Annotated in this window: 15 protein-coding genes; 3 read left to right on the top strand and 12 right to left on the bottom strand. The window is 47.9% G+C overall.

Annotation, left to right across the window (positions count from 1 at the left end; genetic code table 11):
- Positions 1-12: 12 nt before the first annotated feature.
- Together ald and L1F29_RS15290 are read right to left on the bottom strand one after the other, a co-directional pair.
- Complete coding sequence (ald, locus tag L1F29_RS15295) at positions 13-1,146, bottom strand: alanine dehydrogenase (RefSeq protein WP_258389161.1); 1,134 nt, start codon at positions 1,144-1,146, stop codon at positions 13-15.
- Positions 1,147-1,249: 103 nt separating this feature from the next.
- On the bottom strand, positions 1,250-2,491 hold the full coding sequence (locus tag L1F29_RS15290; protein ID WP_258389160.1) for a PucR family transcriptional regulator: 1,242 nt from the start codon (positions 2,489-2,491) through the stop codon (positions 1,250-1,252).
- Positions 2,492-2,757: 266 nt separating this feature from the next.
- Here L1F29_RS15290 and L1F29_RS15285 point away from each other — a divergent pair, with 266 nt between their 5' ends.
- Positions 2,758-4,122 (top strand): amino acid permease, encoded by a 1,365-nt coding sequence (locus L1F29_RS15285; RefSeq protein WP_258389159.1) that lies wholly within the window; start codon positions 2,758-2,760, stop codon positions 4,120-4,122.
- A gap of 134 nt (positions 4,123-4,256) precedes the next feature.
- Here L1F29_RS15285 and L1F29_RS15280 read toward each other — a convergent pair whose 3' ends face one another.
- The 4 genes from L1F29_RS15280 to L1F29_RS15265 form a co-directional block, all read right to left on the bottom strand.
- Positions 4,257-4,793, bottom strand: a complete 537-nt coding sequence (locus L1F29_RS15280; RefSeq protein WP_258389158.1) for a short-chain dehydrogenase — start codon at positions 4,791-4,793, stop codon at positions 4,257-4,259.
- 73 nt (positions 4,794-4,866) lie between these two features.
- Entirely contained in the window at positions 4,867-5,391 is a 525-nt protein-coding gene (locus tag L1F29_RS15275; RefSeq protein WP_258389157.1) for a phosphotransferase-like protein, read from the bottom strand.
- Between the two features lie 289 nt (positions 5,392-5,680).
- Positions 5,681-5,854, bottom strand: a complete 174-nt coding sequence (locus L1F29_RS15270; RefSeq protein WP_258389156.1) for a hypothetical protein — start codon at positions 5,852-5,854, stop codon at positions 5,681-5,683.
- 95 nt (positions 5,855-5,949) lie between these two features.
- A complete protein-coding gene (locus tag L1F29_RS15265) occupies positions 5,950-6,870 on the bottom strand; it encodes a 5'-nucleotidase (protein WP_258389155.1) in 921 nt (306 codons plus the stop codon).
- A gap of 239 nt (positions 6,871-7,109) precedes the next feature.
- Here L1F29_RS15265 and L1F29_RS34200 point away from each other — a divergent pair, with 239 nt between their 5' ends.
- A complete protein-coding gene (locus tag L1F29_RS34200) occupies positions 7,110-7,319 on the top strand; it encodes a hypothetical protein (protein WP_309252399.1) in 210 nt (69 codons plus the stop codon).
- Between the two features lie 677 nt (positions 7,320-7,996).
- On the opposite strand, the gene L1F29_RS15255 is transcribed toward L1F29_RS34200, so the two are convergent.
- The 6 genes from L1F29_RS15255 to L1F29_RS15230 form a co-directional block, all read right to left on the bottom strand.
- On the bottom strand, positions 7,997-9,298 hold the full coding sequence (locus L1F29_RS15255; RefSeq protein ID WP_258389154.1) for a GerAB/ArcD/ProY family transporter: 1,302 nt from the start codon (positions 9,296-9,298) through the stop codon (positions 7,997-7,999).
- 7 nt (positions 9,299-9,305) lie between these two features.
- On the bottom strand, positions 9,306-9,530 hold the full coding sequence (locus L1F29_RS15250) for a hypothetical protein (protein ID WP_258389153.1): 225 nt from the start codon (positions 9,528-9,530) through the stop codon (positions 9,306-9,308).
- Position 9,531: 1 nt separating this feature from the next.
- On the bottom strand, positions 9,532-10,716 hold the full coding sequence (locus L1F29_RS15245; protein WP_258389152.1) for a Ger(x)C family spore germination protein: 1,185 nt from the start codon (positions 10,714-10,716) through the stop codon (positions 9,532-9,534).
- Positions 10,713-12,257 (bottom strand): spore germination protein, encoded by a 1,545-nt coding sequence (locus tag L1F29_RS15240; RefSeq protein ID WP_258389151.1) that lies wholly within the window; start codon positions 12,255-12,257, stop codon positions 10,713-10,715. Before L1F29_RS15240 ends, L1F29_RS15245 begins: the two co-directional genes overlap by 4 nt.
- A gap of 265 nt (positions 12,258-12,522) precedes the next feature.
- Entirely contained in the window at positions 12,523-16,947 is a 4,425-nt protein-coding gene (locus tag L1F29_RS15235) for an immunoglobulin-like domain-containing protein (RefSeq protein WP_258389150.1), read from the bottom strand.
- Positions 16,948-17,470: 523 nt separating this feature from the next.
- Complete coding sequence (locus tag L1F29_RS15230; protein ID WP_258389149.1) at positions 17,471-18,679, bottom strand: Gfo/Idh/MocA family protein; 1,209 nt, start codon at positions 18,677-18,679, stop codon at positions 17,471-17,473.
- Between the two features lie 130 nt (positions 18,680-18,809).
- On the opposite strand from L1F29_RS15230, the gene L1F29_RS15225 reads away from it, so the two are divergent.
- Complete coding sequence (locus L1F29_RS15225; protein WP_258389148.1) at positions 18,810-19,640, top strand: helix-turn-helix transcriptional regulator; 831 nt, start codon at positions 18,810-18,812, stop codon at positions 19,638-19,640.
- The last annotated feature ends 200 nt before the right edge of the window (positions 19,641-19,840 follow it).

Genomic DNA, 19,840 nt, shown 5'->3' with positions numbered 1-19,840 from the left:
AAGAGTAACCGGTTATTCCGCGGAAAGCGCGTTGTCGAGCGCTTGCAAGGCCGGAACAAAGGCGTATCCCAAATCCTTGGCTACCGCTTCATAAGTGACGAATCCTGCTGCGGTATTAACTCCCAGCATCAGGGAATGATTATCCCGAATCGCTTTCAATACGCCTTTGTTGGCCAGTTGCAATGCATAGGGCACGGTAGCGTTAGTAAGCGCGATAGTGGATGTTCTTGGGACGGCGCCGGGCATATTCGCGACGGCATAATGAACGACTCCGTGCTTGACGTAGGTTGGATCATCATGGGTTGTAATACGGTCGACGGTTTCCAAAATACCTCCCTGGTCAACGGCCACATCAATGACGACGGCTCCCGGCTTCATCGCTTTGATCATCTCTTCGGAGACAAGCTTCGGCGCTTTAGCGCCCGGAATCAGCACGGCGCCGATGACGAGATCCGAATCGGCTACCGCTTCGGCGATATTTAGCGGGTTCGACATCAGCGTACTGATCTGCGAACCGAAAATATCGTCCAACTGACGAAGCCGATCCGCGCTCAAATCGATCATCGTCACTTCCGCGCCAAGCCCGATGGCGATCTTGGCTGCGTTGGTGCCTACGACTCCGCCGCCGATAATCGTCACTTTACCGCGCTTCACGCCCGGCACGCCGCCGAGCAGAATGCCGATGCCGCCATGAATTTTTTCCAGAAACTGCGCCCCGATTTGGGTAGACATTCGCCCCGCCACTTCGCTCATCGGCGTGAGCAACGGCAACGTACGGTTCACCTCGACGGTTTCGTAAGCGATGCCGGTCACTCCCGCTTCGGTAAGAGTTAGGGCAAGCGCAGGCTCTGCCGCCAAGTGCAAATAAGTGAACAAGATGAGATCTTTACGGAAAAAGCCATATTCCGACGGCAACGGCTCCTTCACCTTCATGACCATATCCGATTTCGCCCACACCTCGCCGGCTTTCTCCAGCAGAATCGCTCCCGCGGACGCATAATCTTCGTTTGTGAATCCGCTGCCGATGCCGGCATCCCGTTCAATATACACGGTGTGGCCGGCTTTAACGAAAGAGATGATGCCTGCGGGCGTGATCGCCACCCTGTTTTCATTATTTTTAATTTCCTTCGGTACGCCGATAATCATCTGCTGTTCCCCCTTTACTGGACTTCACAGCCAAGTATAAGGGTGAAAACGCTTTTTTACTTTGTGCGGGAATAACAAATTGACCGGAAACGGTTGTGCGGATTCACAAAAGCGGCGCCCCGTTCAGCTTGTTTATTTTGAAATCAAGGAAAACGGTCACCTTCTGGTCCATGCTATCCAGATCGATGCCGCCGATTTCTCCGATTCGCTTCAACCGGTAACTCAGCGTATTGATATGAACGTGCAGCGCTTCCGCTGCGGCTTTCACGTTGCTGTCGGAGGACAAAAACACTTCCAACGTATGTAGTAAGTTGCCGTTGTGCTCCGAATCGTACTCCCGCAACTTCTTCAGACACTGATTCTCGATGGGGTGAGTACGGTTTTCGGCGAGTAAAGCCGGAAGAAAGCGGTAATAGCCGAGCGTCGGATAATCGTAAACATTCCGGGTTTCATGAGGAAATTGCATCTTGATCCGCAGCACCGTCAGCGCTTCCCGATAACTTCGCTCCACCAGGATGAAATCGTCGTAAACGGAGCCGCTTCCCCCGTCGGAGGGCGAGAAGCCGAACCGCTGCTGCATTTGTTCGAACAAGTATTCGAAATGACCGAAATCAGATTCCTTGTCGTACTGGCGTTGATTTAGCCCAGTCAGCAAAATGAGCTGATTATGCTTTATCGTATGAAATAAAATGGAAACCCGCTGCGTCGTCGTAAGCATATATTCGATCTGCTGCTGCTTGTCTTGAATTTCCGATCCGAATTCCAAGACGATGATTCGATATAGTCGCGGTAATTCGATTTCGAGCGCAGCAGCTTTCTCCCTAATCTCGGCGCTTGTCGACAAATGTCCGGTCAGCAGCTGCCAGAAGAAATCCTCGTGTCCTTTCTCTTCCTTGCGTTTCTTGACTTGAAGCTGAAGCAGCTTCGTCGTGGCTGCATGCGCCGCTTTCTTCAGCTTGTCGAAGGCTTCCTTGCCCAGCCTTTTGTCCGATTCCAGCACCCAAATATAGCCGAGAATTTTATGCTGCTTGCGAATGGCCATGACCAACCGATCGCCTAAACCGACTGACTCGATTGCAGAAATGGCGACCGGTTCTTCACTTTCCATAATCCGCTGCATGATTCCATCCTGCCATAGAGCTCGAATGACCTTCTCGGGAACTCGGCGGCCTATGATGGTTGCTACACGCGCGGTATCGGTTTGGGATTCGTGAGAACTATAGGCGATGAGACGGTGATTGTCGTCTTCGATCGTAACGGGATTATGCAGGACTTCGCTGATCGTATCGGCTAGCGCCTCCAGGCTTTCGAAGCTTCTGTTAAAGGGATCGTGATTCTCATTCAAGATGAACAACACCTTTTGAAGGCCTCTCCTGAGCCTTTTATTGTCGATTATAACAAAGAAAACGAATTTATTTCTGCAAATAGAACAAAAACAGGAAAAGACGATTGTGATAAGATGACTCCATAAGTTTCGCGGTTGTTTAAGTTTGGCTCCAGACCGCAAATTTATGCGTCATCCGGTTGCCTCGTTATTTAGAGGAATGATTTCACAGGTATTTTGATAGCGCTTCCAGAAAAGATTATTTTCATTAGGGGGAGACATTCTTTATGAAAAATCAAAATGAAACAGAGCTGCACCGGGGGCTTGAACAAAGGCACATTACTTTAATGTCGTTGGGGGCCGCGATTGGCGTCGGATTGTTCCTCGGTTCCGCTTCGGCCATCAAACTTGCAGGTCCGGCCATTTTGTTAGCTTATGCGCTAGGCGGTTTAGCCATATTTTTTATTATGAGGGCGTTAGGCGAGATGGCGATCCAAAATCCGGTAGCGGGCTCCTTTAGCCGCTATGCAAGAGAATATATTGGACCTATCTTCGGGTATTTAACGGGCTGGAACTATTGGTTTCTCTGGATTGTGACGTGCATGGCGGAAATTACGGCGGTCGGCATTTATATGGAATTCTGGTATCCCGACGTTCCCCGCTGGATTTGGGCTTTGGCCGCTCTGATCATCATGACGTTGGTGAATCTAATTGCCGTTAAAGCCTACGGAGAGCTGGAATTCTGGTTTGCGCTCGTCAAGATTGTCACGATCGTTCTGATGATCGGTTTCGGACTTGCGATGATTCTATTCGGGTTCGGCAACGAGGGCGTGGCGGTTGGCATCAGCAATTTATGGAGCCATGGCGGCTTTTTTGCAAACGGTTTCACCGGAATGTTGATGTCCTTGCAGATGGTTATGTTTGCTTATCTTGGCATTGAAATGATAGGCGTCACCGCAGGCGAAGTGAAAAATCCGAAGAAGTCGCTTTCCCGAGCAATCGACTCCGTCTTCTGGCGCATTCTCATTTTCTATGTCGGGGCGCTGTTCGTGATCATGTCGATTTATCCATGGAACGAAATCGGAGCAACGGGAAGCCCCTTTGTTATGACATTTGAAAAAATAGGCATTCCATTCGCCGCCGGCATTATCAATTTCGTCGTCATTACGGCAGCGCTCTCTTCCTGCAACAGCGGGATATTCAGTACGGCGCGCATGCTGTTTAATCTGGGCCAGCAGGGAGAAGCACCCGCCCGCTTTAGCCGGGTTACGAGAAGAGGCGTTCCGGGTATGGCCACATTAGCATCAGGTGCTGCATTGCTGATCGGGGTTGCGCTCAATTATTTGGTGCCCGAGAAAGTCTTTACATGGCTAACCAGTATCGCGACGTTCGGCGCCATCTGGACTTGGGCAATCATTCTCGTTTCCCAACTGAGATACCGCAAAAGCCTGAACAAAGATGAGATAAACAAATTGTCGTACAAAATGCCGTGGGCTCCTTACAGCTCATACCTCACGCTTGCTTTCCTGATTGGCGTAATCGGGCTGATGGCCTACTTCCCGGAAACGCGCGTTTCATTAATTATCGGTCCGATCTGGTACGCCATTCTCGTCGCGTTCTATTATGGGAAAGGATTGCACAAGCATCGATAATTCTAGCACTTTCATAAAAGAGCTCCCTCGCCTGAGGGAGCTCTGTTCGTTTTGCGGGCAGTCTAACGTTCAAGATCCGCTATGCTATTAATTTCGGACTTCCCATCATCTATTAGTCTTAAACCGATCTGACTTTAAGGTTTTTTATCCCATGGTGTTAAAGTTCCCACAAGATATTTCTTAGCATTTGTACGAATACAGTTTATTACGCCATTAGAAATCTCATCATGTGTCAACCACCTTGATTTATTATTCTCAATAACAAAACCTAGTTGAACCTGATGATAATCGCAATTCTCGCTGTAATTGATCTCATTCAATATATTCTCAAGGTTCGAGCTGCTTCCTAGCACATGAAACAGACTCCACTCTTTGACTGTAGTGATTTCACTGCTAATCATATCGATTACTTCTCTTTCTTTACTATGAATCCATGCAACAACTAGATCATACGAGCCGTTTGTAGTAATTGCGTTGCGAATGTTGGATCTAAACAGCCTTTCATTGTAGTAATCAACTGAAATCGGGATGATGTTGTCGCTCATTTCGCTTAACTTATTCAGCTTGTAACGATCCCTACCAATGACAGATACCTTATAGCCATTATCAGCTAACCATATTGAAGTTTTAGCAAGCATCCCCGAACCACCTACAACTAAAGCATGCTTCATATAACTCCTCCATTCAGTCAGCGAAATCTTAATTCACATTGTTCTCTTCATTATAATGTCATTGAAGAAAAAGTCATTTTACGGGTTTGTTAAATAATGTTCCAATAATGATTTCGGCACATTCATCTGGTGTATTCAAACTGGTATCGACTGAGCAGCTATATTGAATATTTTCAGCCATCATTTTGTTTTGCCAATCTGACTGGTTTTCTGCTCTATCACCACGTTCTATATTACGCTTGCGACATATTTCCAAGGGACAAAACACCTCAACTATATCTAAGGGATATCCCTTGAAAATCTCTTTGACCTTTTCATAATGTGGTCTTATCTCAGGTTTTTCAACTAGTACTCCATCAATTAGAATATTCTTACCACAATCTGAAAATAATCTTGCCGTATGATACATCATAACAATAACTTCGCTTAAATATTTCCAGTAATCTTCTTGCAGATATTTATCGCCTATCATTTGTTCAAAAAGGTCATTGGCCACAACATAAAAAAAATCTTCAGATTTAGATTGAATGGCATCGACTATCGATGTTTTCCCAGAACTTGTCACACCATTCAAAAAGACAATTCTTCCTTTCTCCACTGATGTACTCCCCTTTCTGACTTACTATTTATTCACTGTTAAATTAATACTGAATTAATACTATCCACGAATTACTTATAAACGTTATTCACGATATCTGGTCGTTCCTGGATTAATCTTGCAAGAAACTTCATCTGACCTAGAGGTTGTAATATATAATATACTTCACTATTACATAGCTTAATCAATTCTGTCTCACTTAATAAAATGATACCTTCGGTTTCAGAGGATAGTCTTGGCTCACTAGTAGATCGAGCAAAATACATCACATTTTATCCGATTGTTAATATTACAAAACAAGTTTGGCGCGCACTTCGCCGCAAGACAAAATTTCACCTGTTTCCACAAAACCAAGTGCGTCGTAAATTCTTTTTGCTACTACGTTTTCCGATTTGTATGTAAGTTCTACTATTTTCGCTTTTCCAAGCGGAAACGCCCTAACATACTCAATTGCTTTTAGCATGGCTTCTTTTCCATACCCTAATCTCACTTGCTTAAAGGAGCGAATGCGACCGGGTCCGACGGACCCGGCCAATGCAGGGGTTGTTTGCTAAAACTCTATTCCTTATTAGTTACTCCAAATGGCACATGAACAGATGGTAGTATTCTGGCTACTCCTTCAATATGACCAACCTGATCGTCAAAGAAGATGTGTGGCTTAAATATACTCAATACCCTCTTCTTCTCAATTCCCCCCAGAAAAAAAGCTTCATCCACTCTAATATCTAATTTTCTAAGAGTTGTAATTACTCTCTCATGCGCAGGGGCATTTCTTGCTGTTGCAATTGCAATTCTAATTTTTGGTTTATAGTTCGGATTGCTTTGGTTTTTTGTAATTTCTTTCTTTTGTAAGTTTGATATCTCTGTGAAAAAACGTAAGAGTGGACCAGCAGGTAAAGGTTCACCAGCAAGTTCCCTTTCATGTGAATGAAAGTTTTCCAAGGCGCCTCCTTGGAAAATTGATTCAGCCGAATCATCAGCAATGATTCCGTCAAAATCAAACGCTAATCGAAGCTCTTTATCATCTTCGTCATCAACATAGTCGGTTGGATAAATACAACCTGCAGGATAACCGCGTTCTACAGCCTCTTTAACATCTTCGGGATTACCTGACAAAAACAAACTAGCGTTAAAAGCATCCATATATTGAAATGGATTACTACCGGCAACAAATATTGCTCTACTAATTGTTAATCCGTAATACTCTATAGATTTAAAAACTCTTAAACCAGTATCAGGGTCATTTCGAGATAATAACACAACCTCCACAAGTTGCTCTTGTGAAGTATTTACATTCAATAGTCTTTTAATAAGTGGATAAGCAACCCCCGTTGCAAACACTTCATCATCATGCTCTCTTTGATATTTCCTATATGCCTCTTCTCCACTTTCTCTGAAGACTCTATCGGATTCTGAAAGATCAAATAAAGCACTTGAGGCTACAGCAATTACGAATTTACTTTCAATTTCGAATGGCACTAATACTCATCCTTTCTTTAGAACAATTGCATATAACGTTCTTGTATTCAAGAACCCGAGAGCCTTAAGTGAACGGGTCTGCTATCAGTCCGGCTGACTCCGATTCCTCGAAATCACTTCTGACAGTTGCGCCGCGCAGCGAGAATTAGCTGTTATATGACGTTCGTGGCATCAATGAATAATCTTCATTATTCCCTAATTGCTTTAGAACAGATTTAAGAGTAAAATAATAAGAACGCATGTTCTTACTTCGTGATAGGAGTGTGTTTGATATTAAAAAAAATGAACTATCAGAATTTAGAAGTAATTTGATGGGAAAAATAAAAGGTAAGAACACAAAACTAGAAAAATCCGTCTCGAAGGCTCTGTGGAATAATGGGTTTAGATTTCGGAAAAATGTTCTTTCATTATATGGTAAGCCTGATATAGCAATTAAAAATTCAAAGTAGTGATCTTCATTGATTCATGCTTCTGGCATGGTTGTAAGAGCCACTTTAAATTACCTTCTAAGAATCCTGATTATTGGATAAAGAAAATAAATCGTAACATTGAAAGAGATCTGGAAGTAACTCAATATTATATTAATAAAAAATGGGCTATAGTAAGAATCTGGGAGCATGATCTTAAAAGTAACTTTGATTTAAGTATCTATCAAATTTGTACGACAATAATAATGGCGAGGCATCAACTCGATATTAAAAAAGGATTTATATTGGTTTAATATTTCTCTCTCGAATGTCACATAACGTTTCTGCATTCACGAACCCTCACGGGCTTAAGCTGCATAACGATCAATCGTAACCATCGGTCTCGCCGAGTCGTAGACCATAATAGCATCATCTATTTCATCATCCCTAGCAGAAATATCTTGTACAATGTCTATTAGTTTTTATTTTTCCCACTTCTTCACTGAAATCACCTTCAATTCTTACTTTGCTGTAATGTCATTAACGTTTCCTGTTTTACCACAGGATTAATTTCGTAAGCACCAACCCACTTTCCAAATTATATCTCAAATAACCAATAATTGAACCTAATAAAAAGAGGTCGGGAAGTCTGATCAGACTTCCCGACCTTCAACCTGCTGCATGCCAATTACAACGTTATAACCCTCGAATTGTACGATTCACCCTTTATTTATAATCGTTTTCCTATATTGCAGGAGCGTGAAGTACACGCACAGAAGAAGGAACATGATGAATAATCCCGCGCTGATGATGCCATACCACCCCAGCTTACTGCCGAAATAAGCACCGAAAGCGATGGAAGCCCCACAGCCGATAAGCATCGCTCTCGCAGGCCCGCTGTAAAGTCGGGTTTTCGCATCCGGGATCGTGCTCGTTCTTCCTGTCCATTTGCTTATCGCGATTCCAACGCCCAAGCAGCCGAAGAAAACGATATGGATCATAAGCGTTAGCGGAATCATCCCGTAGTTGTTGAACAATATCACTTCATCCGTGTCATCAAAAGCTACGGTAGAAAACATCATGACCAGCAAGCCCACCATCAGATTGCCAAAAATGCGCCGTTTCTTCGTATAAGATGCAAGCCCCGTTAGAATGGCGAAGAATAGTACGGAGTGTTTAATCAAAATAAGCGGCATGAATAGAGAAAACACCAACAAATCGACACGATCCAGGAAGTCGGTGACATGAATCTGCTGTACCAGAATCCAGCCGGTGAAGATTAGCCTGGAAACAAATACAGGACTGACAACGCTAACTAAACAGAAGTTCCAGAGCGTCAGCAGAAAGGAAGAGACCACAACGCCTAATTTCATCGCCATGTAAATTTCGCGAGGCCCTTTAACATGATGGAGAAAAGCTCCGATTGCCAAGATATCTCCGAATGAAGCCACTGAAATAATGCTGCTTTTCAGCGGAGGAACGATACCGCTGCTCAGAACCGGCATCAGCTTACGCAGATCGATTTCATTCATGAGGATGACGGGCAGGAACATCAGAACGATCGTATAGCACATAATAAACACGACGTTCGTTCTGACCAAATGCTCCATCGTCCCGGTCGAATAATAGATAATCAGCAATGTAATGATCATGATGATAAGCTCAGGCGGCGTCCGCAGAAGGATCGACGAGCTGAAGAAATCGGTAAATAATCGCGTCTGCGCAGACAGATCGACGATAAAGTATAGGATGAAGAGAGCATTCAGCACCCCTCCCACAAACTTACCGCACAGCGCATTCGCGATTTCATACATATTTTGTCCCGGATATTTCTGCACTAACTTATAGAAGAACATGCCGACTCCGCATCCATATACGATGGGAACAAAATAGGACAACCACGCATCCTGTTTTGCGGCGCCGGTTAGCGCCATCGGCAAGCTTGCTTGACTGGAGATGGCTAGAAACGAGCAGATCAGCAGCGTAAGCTGAAAGCTGCCGATCGTCATCCGGTCCTTCATGCGCTCATCACCCTTTCATGAAATTCATCGTTGCTTTCACGAAATGATACAGAAACGTCTGCTCGATCAAAGAGAATTTGAAAGGCATAATATAGAGCACGATCAGAGCGATCGTCAGGCATGCGGTACATACAAAGATGACTTTGCATGAAGCTCCGTCTTGTTTGTTCCAATTGACAATAACGGATACGATAAACAACGCGAAGACTATAATCAAGAACGGGTTATGCATGCTATTGTTCCTTCTTGGCCAAGTTTTCTTTGTTCATCCCAATCCGATGCAGCTTGTTCCTGACATGAATTTCAAAGGTGCAGCGGGGAAACAAAACTTCCCAATTTTGCTTCCATGTTCGTTGCCATAAGCCCGGGTAAGTACGGTTCAAGATCTGTCCGAAGCCTAACACGTCACTGTTCGTTTCCTGCATAAGCGTCAGCGCCTGCTCGATGTCCTTTCTCATGCTCTTTTCCACCTGCCGCTCGATTCCTGTGCGCTGCTCGATATCGTCGTAATTCCTTTGTAAATGCATATCCTCCTCGATGCTGGCCTTTGAAACGACTTCGATCCGAAAGCTCGGTTCGCCGTTTTTGTTTTTGGGTGTAATAAGAACGCCCGCCGACGTGATCCCAAGCGTCGTATTCACATCGTTCTTTCCTTTCAATGTCAGAATATACGGTTTGAATTTTCCGCTTAACAGCCGAAGGCCGATGGCGGACCGCTCCTGGGCGACAGCCGTCATCTTTCCATTGTGGGTTAAAGCGTAGCCGGACACCGTTATATCCTCTGCCTGCTGCCGAGCCAAACTGGTCTCTTTCAACTGTAAGTATGGTAAATATGCATCACTGCCGGTCACGATGACCTGTCCGGCAACATCCTTCAACGACACCCGGAGGCTGGAATCGGACTGCAGAGTCTCTCGAATCGCTTCGGCTGAGAATCGTTCCAGCCGGGTATCCGCATTAAGGACGTCGACAGCTTTGCCTTTCGTCACCGCAACGAATACGGTCAGCCGATTTTCCGGCAATCTCGTGACGGCATCGATCATCTGGTCCACGCCCTCACGGGCATATTCCTCGCCGATCAATAATACGCGGCGGTGTCCGAGAAACAGCTTCCTCGGCAGTCCTCTTTGCAGCTTTGCTGCGGCTTCTCTTATGCTGCTGCCGGTTTCTTCCTTTATGACGAAAGGTTTCTTCCCTCCCGAACCCCCGCCGCCGCCTGTCGCTCCGCCCATATTACCGGGCAGCGGGATCAGGACGCTGATCTTGACGTCTTCCCCTTCTTTATCGATTGCGCTAGCCAGTACGAAGGCGACGTCATTGATCTCCCTCCGGTCCCAGCAACCCGTCAGCGGAATGACTAAGCCGATCGTTACAGATGATAGCAGCACACGCCGAATATAGCCATGCAGCGTCTTCATGCTTGGTCCCCCTTGTCGACAGCGCTCGAGCCTGTAATCGGTTGACGTTGTTGATCCAATGCATTCATATAGGCAGGCCTCCGGTTCATCTTATGCCACGGGGCGCGAATAAAAATATCCTTCCAGTCGCTGAAGGAAACAGGGGCAACCGGCGCCAGATACGGAACGCCGAACGACCGGAGCTTCGCCATATGGCCTATGATCGCCATAATGCCGACTACGATACCGAGCAGCCCGAACAGCGAAGCGAGCAGCATGAGCGGGAATCGGAGCATCCTGACCGAGATGGCCGCATTGTAACGAGGCAGCGTGAATGAAGCGATACCTGTCAGCGAGACGACGATGACCATCGCCGCCGATACGATTCCCGCCTGAACGGCGGCATTGCCGACGACCAGCGCTCCCAATATGCTAACCGCTTGACCGACGGTCCGGGGCAGTCTGACGCCCGCTTCCCGAAGGGCTTCGAATGCGACCTCCATAATGAGCGCCTCCACGACCGCAGGAAACGGTATCGCTTCTCTGGAAGCAGCAATGCTAAGCAGCAGACTGGTCGGAATCATCTCGGGATGATAGGTGGACGCGGCGATGTAAAGTGCGGGTGTGAGCAGCGCGATAAACAGGAATTGAAATCGGAGCACGCGCAGCAATGTGCCCACCAGAAACCGCTCGTAATAATCCTCGCTCGCCTGCAGCCATTGCCAGAAGCCGAAAGGCGCCAACAGCACGAATGGCGTCCCGTTCACGAGGATGGCCACTCTGCCTTCCAGCAAAGCCGCCGCAACTGTATCCGGTCGTTCCGTATTTTGAATTTGCGGAAACGGCGAGTAGTTGCTGTCTTGAATCAGCTCTTCGATATAGCCGCTTTCCAGCACGCCATCGATGCATATGCGTTTTATGCGGTCTTCGACCTCCTGAACCACTTTCGGGTTGGCGATCCCGTCCATATACGAAACGACCACATCTGTCATCGTCTCCGTTCCGACGACGAACGATTTCATTTTCAATCGCGGCGATTTAATTTTGGTTCGGATCAGTGACGTATTTGTCCGCAGATGCTCGTTAAAGCCTTCGCGGGGTCCGCGAACGACGGTCTCGGTTTCGGGCTCCGAAACGGTACGCCCCTCTGTCCCTCGGAGTCCAAGGACGAGAGCGATTGTACTGCCTTCTACAAACAAGACCGTATCGCCGGATAAGACGGCGGTAAGAAGGTCGCCATAGTGCTCAGCCGACGACGTCTGTACGACCGGAAGCGTCTTCTTCGCAATCTCGGCAATATCGAATTCATTGCCCTGCAGTACCATCAATGATTTCAACACTTCGTCGACGGCAGTGCTGAGCACGATCCCGTCCACATAGCAGATCAGCGCTTCCGGACCGTTCTCCATCGTAAATTCACGGATGACGGCATCCGAGCTGTCGCGGAAGATGTCTTCCAGCATTCGTTTATTTTCATTAATCGAAGGATCGATAAGAACCTCTTTATAGTGCTCAATCGACTGAACGTCTGTCTTCTCTTCTCGCTTTCCTTTACCCGGCAATCCAACTCACCACCGATTCCTGTATGAGGATATATTTACCTCAATATCCGAAAATATTCTTCTTTTAACCAAGCAGGACCGGATAGACTTCATTTTTGGACCAAAAAAAAGACCAAACCATGATAAACAAAAAATCATGGTTTGATCTGTATTTTCTTCCGCCTGCAGAATATCCGAATCTAATCTTCAGCATGTGCGCTGCCATCCCCCCAACATTCAGGGAGGTATGGCAGCATCGTCAATCACCTATTTCAATATGAGTTCATTACTCTTCCTGTTCAAGCATTCGGATCAACAAGGCTACAGCCTCGGCACGAGTGGTTTGACCCTGCGGAGCGAACAAGTTGCCTGGACGGCCCGTTATCAGGCCGGCTTTATAAGCAGCGTTAATATATTGCAGTGCCCATGATTGCACCTGATCGGCATCTTCGAATGGCAGGTCGTTCGTTTTCTCCAGCAGCAGTTCCAGAGCGCGTACCGTTATGACGGTCAGCTCAGTCCGGGTAATCTCCTGTCTCGGCCGGAAGGTTCCATCCGCATAGCCTGTTATGATGCCGGCTTTCAATGCCCGGGCGATTGCTTCCCTGGCCCATTCTTGAATGCTGTCCGCATCCGTAAACCGGATACTGCTGCTTCCCCCTTGAGTTGGCGGCTTCATTGTACGCATCAGCATGGTAATGAACTCATCTCTGGTTACCGGACGATTGCCCTTGAAAGTGCCATCCGCATAGCCTGTCACAATCCCCAGCTGAACAGCGCGCTCAATGGAAGCCTGTGCCCAGTGACCGGCGATATCCGTGAGATGAACATTTGGTTCATTGCCGCCATTCTCTGTTGGAGTCGTCCCTTCTCCTCCACTATTATCATCTGGTTGTTCCGGTTCTGCAGGTTTTACTGGATTCGTAGGGGGTGTAGGATAGGAATAGATCGGGCCTCCTGACCAAGACTCGGCTTTGATCGTTACCGTGAATGCTCGTTCCGTACTCTTATCCCCTTTGGTAACCGTAGCGGTCAGCGTAATGGATTGATCCTGCTGTCCCGCAGCAGGTCGCTTCAAGAGCTTCCCGCTATCGCTCATGAAAGCACGATTCGAGCTCTTCCATGATATCGTTGTACCATGCAGCCCGCTTGTCGGAAGCTGAATGTCACTTACAACGGAGGACAGAGCTCCAAGCGTTATTGCAGCTGCAGCCGCATCTGCCGCTTCTTGATTCAATGGATTCCATTGCAGCTGTTGAACAGCCGCTCTGTTTTGCCTGCCCGCTACTTTCGAGAACGAGGCTAACCCGGCCTGCCACTCGGATTGACCGGATAGCTGAACCGTGGACGCAGCCTCATTGAGATGAATTGGATACCAGCCGCTTCCCTTGCTGTAATAACCGGTGAAGCGGTCACCCTGCTGAACGAGCTTCAGGGATACCGGAAGGCTGGTATAGCTACCTTCAACGACGGTTTCAACAGCACCTTGACCATTGCGTGTGCTAAGCTCCATGCGCCCCTCGGGACTGATGGAGAGATAGGCTAGCAGAGTGCCCTCCTCCGTTCCATTGCGGAACATGAGTCCCGTTCTTCCCTCCAAACCGCCGGCTCCGGCCGGAACTGCGAAGGAGTTAAATGCAGCAGAAAGTTCATTATAGGTTGAATCCATCGCTTGATGGAGAAACGCATACGAGTCCTCCTGCTCCCCGATCCCGCTGCCGCTTGAGAATAGAAGAAGCGCTTCGGAATCCGGAATAACGGTGGCATGCACATCCCCGAAGGCCGTTAAGCTCCAAGGGTCAGGCAGCTTACGGACGATAAACGCGATCTCCTTCCGCTCGGTTCTGCCATCCTTTCCTTCCGCTTCGACTATAATCGTTACTTCACCCTCAGCCAGCGCGGTTAAGCTACCATTCGCATCAATCTTGGCAACTTCTACATCGCTGCTAGTGAATGTCGCTTCCTGTACCGGATGAAGGGCCATGTCATCGTCACGCCAAATCCCGACTTTCAAGTTAGTTGTTTGGCCTGCAATCAAATCCGTGCTTTCGACTTGTACATCAAGACGTTTTTCGGTTGCATCCTGATACACTTCAAGCTCAGCCAATTGGAAGGCAAAAGCATTGTTCGGATCCGGACGCATCTGATTCGTCTCGACCCTTACGTAACGCGCCGGCACAGCTGTTTCCAATATCAATTCAGCTGGTTTGCCATCCGAAGGCAGAGCGATTTCACTGCGTGAGAGAACCGTATTCCACTCCTTTCCATCCATTGAAACCTTCACGGACAGCGCTTTCGGGAAGCCTACGCCTATGTTCTTACCATTATCGTTGCGCGGCCAAAGCGTAACGGTCTTAACGGGATACGCCTGGCCGAGATCCACCTGAATCCAAGCCGGCGTATCAGGATTAGGATGAGGTTTGATCGGTGCGCTGCTCCATCCCATGCTCTCGTCGGACCCTATCCGCTTGCCGTCGACCGCATTTGCCTTTGACCAGCCCCAATTGCCTACATCACTGGATGCATCGACCGTTTGACCAAGAGCCAAGTTGGATAACGGATGGCGACTCTTCGCAGGCTCCGGCAGCAGTTCAGGCTTCTGCGGACCTCCATAGCCCGGGAAGGTGCCTTCCAATGCATACAAACGGCCTTCCCCAGGGAGCAGCTCTGTCATTAAGCTGCCGGCAGCCGGATCAAAACCAGCTGAAGCGGGTTCTCCGGTAAGCTTGGATATTTCCATTACATCCGTAACACGAGGATCGGCTTGCAAAGTGACGGCTCGCGAATCGGTTAACGATTTATTAACCGCCATCACATACGATTTTCCCGTGTCCTTATGAACCATGTACGAGATGATGAGCTCATCATTGACATCGGCAGGCCGAAGCAGAAAATCATCCGGTACCCGCTTCGGCTTCACTGTCGGCATCTCCGTGCCGGAATGATACACATGCAGAGCGTCCAAATGAATAAGCGTCTTGCCGAGCTGCTTGACTTCCCCGTTCAACCGTTGAAACGGCTCATACAAGTCCGTCTTCCGGCCGGACGGATCGATGATCGCATTCGTGAACTCTTCGCCGCGATTGGTAGGCGTCCAATAGGTGAACCACGTCAAGTACTTAAAGCCATAGGCTAAATAAGAATAAGCGCTGAATGAAAGATCCTGCGCACTCGGTCTGCGGTGGTGCATATTCTCAGGTGAACTGCCGAAACCGATGGACTGCAGGTACGACGCCGTCTTGATGCCGTTCTCCAGGCCAACTCTACGAATAATATCCGCCATGTCATAGTAATTGTTGTCGAATGTATCTTTCAGGAAAGGGTAATTATCATAGGACAAATATTTCAAATTAGGCTCGCCGGCCCCGTCTTTCCCTACCGCATTTACCCATGCCCGAACATAATCGGACTCGTACAGATCGCCATAGATGTTGGGAAATAGATTCACGTAAGGATTCTTGCTAGCATCATGCTTAAGTACTTCCTTATAGATACGCGCTTCATTGGCGATCTCGAATATACCGGGCTCATCCCGTATGTAATAACCGCCTGTCGCCCAGTAATCCTTGTACGTCTCGACAACTTCCTTGATCTGGTCTTCGTTTCCGCGAATTCTAGGATCCGCAACGTTTACCTTCAGACCGACCTGTTCGGCGTAATCGAGCATCGTCATGTTGCGCTCCTCTGTATCCAGACCGGAGCCGAGCACGTTCTGCACCACATCCACATGGGCATCCTTTATCCACTGATACTGCTCCAAATTGGTATATTCCCAAGTCGGCGGCCAGAAGATGCCGATCAACAATTCCTCTTCCGTTTCTTCGCGCGGCTTGTGGGGCTTTACGGTGACCGTAAATTCCTTAATCAACTCCGCAGTCCCCCGCTTAATCGTTGCGGTGAGTGTGACGGAAGCCATATCTTGACCGGCCGGAGGACGCTTCACCTTACCGCTGGCGTCTATCACTTCCGGTTCGGAGCTGACCCAGCTAATCGTTGAACCCAGCTTGCCGACTTTACGCAAGGACAGACTCGCAGCGATATTGTCGGTCTTGCCGCTTAACTCCTCCTCCAACGATTGAGCGTCCTGTTCAACGATGTCTTCCTCGCTGAGTCCGTGACTGGATGAGATCACCTCAAACTCCCGGAACTGCATGACCACTTCCTTGGCTTCCTGAAGCTTCGTCGCCTCCAAGCGAACATAGCGGGCATCGGCCGTATCGATATCGAAGATCTGTTCAGCCGCATCTGCGGGAACGGGATAATTCATTTGCTCGACGACTGTCGTCCAATTCGCGTTGTCCGTGGAGATCTTGATTATGAAGTCAACGGGAAATCCGCCGCCCTTAGCTATCTCTCCATTATCATTGCGCGGCCATAGGACAAGTTGATCGACTTTGTACACATTGCCAAGATCGATCATCACCCAGGCAGGCGACCCGTCTGTGGGAGCCCCCGCAAAAGGATGGGTCGAGAAGCCATTTTCCGCAGAACCCGGCGGTCGCGGTCCCGTCTTCGAACCGTCCACCAGGTTGACTCTTGCCCATCCTTCATTGGACATCTCATAGCTTGAGGAAGACGTGACCTCCTTCCCTAAAGCCAAATTAATTGCTGCTCCGCCTGCATCGGCTTGAACCAAGCCTGACGGTATCAATGTCAGCAGCATGCTGATAATAAGCAGCCGCACATTGAAAGCTTTGCTACTCCTGTTCATCTTCAACTCTCTCCTCACATCATAATTTGATCCGGTCGATGACGCTCACTGTTTCTGTCGACTGCTTCCATCCTTCTGTCATGTCAAGGTCTGGTTGTCTTGAGAACAAGCTTGAACTGTCCGACGCATTCTTGATGTGCGGTTATACGCCTCGGCGATCACCCCCTCTCTTGATCTCATCGCATCAGCATCAGCAGATATGTGCACGGTCCATCGTCCCTTGATTTGCATGAGCCGTCCAATGGCTAGATCATTTAACAAACATTTTGTATATATCACCATTATCATATTAATTCTTCCAGCATTATATATATCCTTCTAACTGAGCCGTATATCTTTCGTGCATCGCCGAAAAATTCATTGCACGAACTTGAACTAAAAAATGGTATTATCATGCATTCTTATGCTCCTAGCTTGCTCTCGCAATGGCGGATGCTATTAATTAGAAAAGCCTAGTAAATGCAAAAGGATCCGCCGAAGCGGATCCTCCCTCCTATTACGGAGGTACGTACCTACTAATCTCTCATCCATAGCGATAAACGGATCTGTTCTTCGTAAAATCCGGGAATGAAACCGGCTTGCCCTGCGATTCGACCGATTGGACGGACAGCGGGAATACGCAGCTCATTGCGACTGAATCATAGACGTCGATCTCGGGACGGCGTCCTTCGAGAATAGCGGAGGCGAATTCTTCCATACAGAAATAATCCCCGCCGAACCCCGCTTCTTCCGCCTTCCTTCGGTCCCTCTTCCATGACGGATGCTCGAATTCTTCCGCATAGTCCCAAATCGATGACCATTCCACCTTGCCCGTATACGATTTATTGGGCGACCGGTCATCCAGCCATACGAGCGGATCCTCCGAAAATCGGCGGGCAGATAGGAATGCACCCTTCGTGCCTTGAAGCGCATAATGGGCATAATTGAACGGTCTTGCGGAGGTAAAGTCGTTGCGCAGGTAGATGACGGCCCCTTGTTTAGTTCGAATCAAGGTTAACGATGAATCGCCCTGCTTCCAATACGCAGGATCGGCCCCCGGATGCTCCGTGCCGAATAGCTCGGCGAAATATCCGCTTTGCGACGAGGGCTTCGACACGATCGTCATCATATAATCGAAGGCGTCGCCGCGGTGAATGCCAAGCCATTGCGCTACCGGCCCCAGTGAATGGGTCGGGTAATTATTGCCGTTATAATCCCTTAGCATCTCGCCTCTCCACGTCAAGCTCCCGTCAGGAGCGTGCGTAGCACTTCGAAGATCATGAATATATCCGCATTCCGCATGGGTCAAATCGCCGAATATCTTCTGTTCCGTCATATTGCGGATCATCATATTCAGACGGAAATAGCAGAAATTCTCCGCCATCATATAGATCATGCCTGTCTGCTCCGCCGTCTCGACAATCTCCCAGCATTCCTCCAGCGTATGAGCGGCCGCCACCTCACATAGAACATGCTTGCCTGCCTTCATAGCCGCTATGGCCTGCCGGGCATGAAGCATCATCGGAGTAGCCAGAAACACCGCATCAATCGCCGGATCTTCCAGAACCTGATTGTAATCGGCGATTGTCTTAATATTCGGGTATTTCTCCTTCCATCTGGACAATACTTCCTCATTCAGGTCGCATATGGCGGCCAGTTCAAGCTTCTCTTCCAGAAAATCGATCGATTTCGTATAGAGGAATCCGCGGTTCCCTCCTATTACTGCCAAACGCACAGGTCTAATCGTTGTCATTAGGGCAGCTCCCTTCGCTTGTTTAATACTCCCTTCCATCTATGTCTACTATATAGGGAATCCGTTATAATACATATGGAAACCATTCAGCCCTTATTAGTAAAATATTCAGATATAGGGGGTTGTCAGCATGCACGGGAATCGGCCAATGGACAGCTTCGGGAACTATCTCGCTAATATTCAGACAGGTATCCTCGTCTCATCTTACGGTGAGCTTGGTGCAGCATGGTCTTATCCGAATGTGAAGGACGACTTCAACCGTCTCTATTTCATGGTCGACGGTCGATGTCGGATCAGGGTCAATGGCTTACAGCTCACCCCTTCAGCCGGTCATCTGATCTTATTGCCGGCCGGAGCCGATATCTCCGCCGAATCTTATAACGGAGAGCGCTTTGCCAAATACTTTTGCCATTTTACCGCAGCGATCGGCGGAAGCCGGCTGTTTGATCTCCTTCATACGTCGCGATCGATCGAGGTCCGCGATACATCATTAATAGAGGAGCAGTTTCAAGAGCTTAATCGTCACTTTTCGGGTACCGGAATCACATCTGCGCTGCGTGCCAAGACAGCTCTGAATCTGCTGCTTTGTTATTTTATCGAGAACAATCCCACGGTCACGCTGCATGAATACAGCCACCCTTCCATTCAAAGAATGACACACGTGCTGGAATACATCGATAAGCATCTCGCCGATAAATTAACGGTTGAGGATCTGGCCAAGCTGGTTCATTTTCACCCTCATTATTTCATTCCGATGTTTCGAACGATGATGGGCTGCTCACCTATGCAGTATATCGCTAAGCTAAGATTCGAAAGAGCGGCAACCCTGCTGCTGTCAACGAAGCTGAATATGAACGAAATTGCCGACTATGTCGGGATTCATCCGGAATATTTCACTAAATTTTTCAAGCATCATGGCGGCGTAAGCCCCACTGAATTTCGTAATTGCAAATTTAATTAATGAGATTAATGATCGTTGCACGGCAAGCCAGAATGACATAAATTAATGTCATTAAATAAGTGCGAAATATCCATATTCCATGCGCCCGCCGCTGATGATCAAGAGCTTAGAAATCCGTTTCGCTAAGCGGGCAATCATCTTGTGATCTGACTAAATCCAACCTTTCTTCTTGCGCTCGAAGAATTCCGTATTTCCTACGG

The sequence above is a fragment of the Paenibacillus spongiae genome (genome assembly GCF_024734895.1).
GTDB classification, from domain to species: domain Bacteria; phylum Bacillota; class Bacilli; order Paenibacillales; family Paenibacillaceae; genus Paenibacillus_Z; species Paenibacillus_Z spongiae.
The sequence above is the reverse complement of the archived record's forward strand: the minus strand, read 5'-3'. Positions and strand labels throughout refer to the sequence as shown.

Bases quoted from the DNA above. Each gene is read 5' to 3' on its own strand.
- L1F29_RS15285 (WP_258389159.1), top strand. From the start codon at position 2,758: ATGAAAAATCAAAATGAAACAGAGCTGCACCGGGGGCTTGAACAAAGG.
- L1F29_RS15245 (WP_258389152.1), bottom strand. From the start codon at position 10,716: ATGAAGACGCTGCATGGCTATATTCGGCGTGTGCTGCTATCATCTGTA.
- L1F29_RS15230 (WP_258389149.1), bottom strand. From the start codon at position 18,679: ATGACAACGATTAGACCTGTGCGTTTGGCAGTAATAGGAGGGAACCGC.
- L1F29_RS15280 (WP_258389158.1), bottom strand. From the start codon at position 4,793: ATGAAGCATGCTTTAGTTGTAGGTGGTTCGGGGATGCTTGCTAAAACT.
- L1F29_RS15235 (WP_258389150.1), bottom strand. From the start codon at position 16,947: ATGAACAGGAGTAGCAAAGCTTTCAATGTGCGGCTGCTTATTATCAGC.
- L1F29_RS15270 (WP_258389156.1), bottom strand. From the start codon at position 5,854: ATGCTAAAAGCAATTGAGTATGTTAGGGCGTTTCCGCTTGGAAAAGCG.
- L1F29_RS34200 (WP_309252399.1), top strand. From the start codon at position 7,110: ATGTTCTTACTTCGTGATAGGAGTGTGTTTGATATTAAAAAAAATGAA.
- L1F29_RS15255 (WP_258389154.1), bottom strand. From the start codon at position 9,298: ATGAAGGACCGGATGACGATCGGCAGCTTTCAGCTTACGCTGCTGATC.
- L1F29_RS15225 (WP_258389148.1), top strand. From the start codon at position 18,810: ATGCACGGGAATCGGCCAATGGACAGCTTCGGGAACTATCTCGCTAAT.
- ald (WP_258389161.1), bottom strand. From the start codon at position 1,146: ATGATTATCGGCGTACCGAAGGAAATTAAAAATAATGAAAACAGGGTG.
- L1F29_RS15250 (WP_258389153.1), bottom strand. From the start codon at position 9,530: ATGCATAACCCGTTCTTGATTATAGTCTTCGCGTTGTTTATCGTATCC.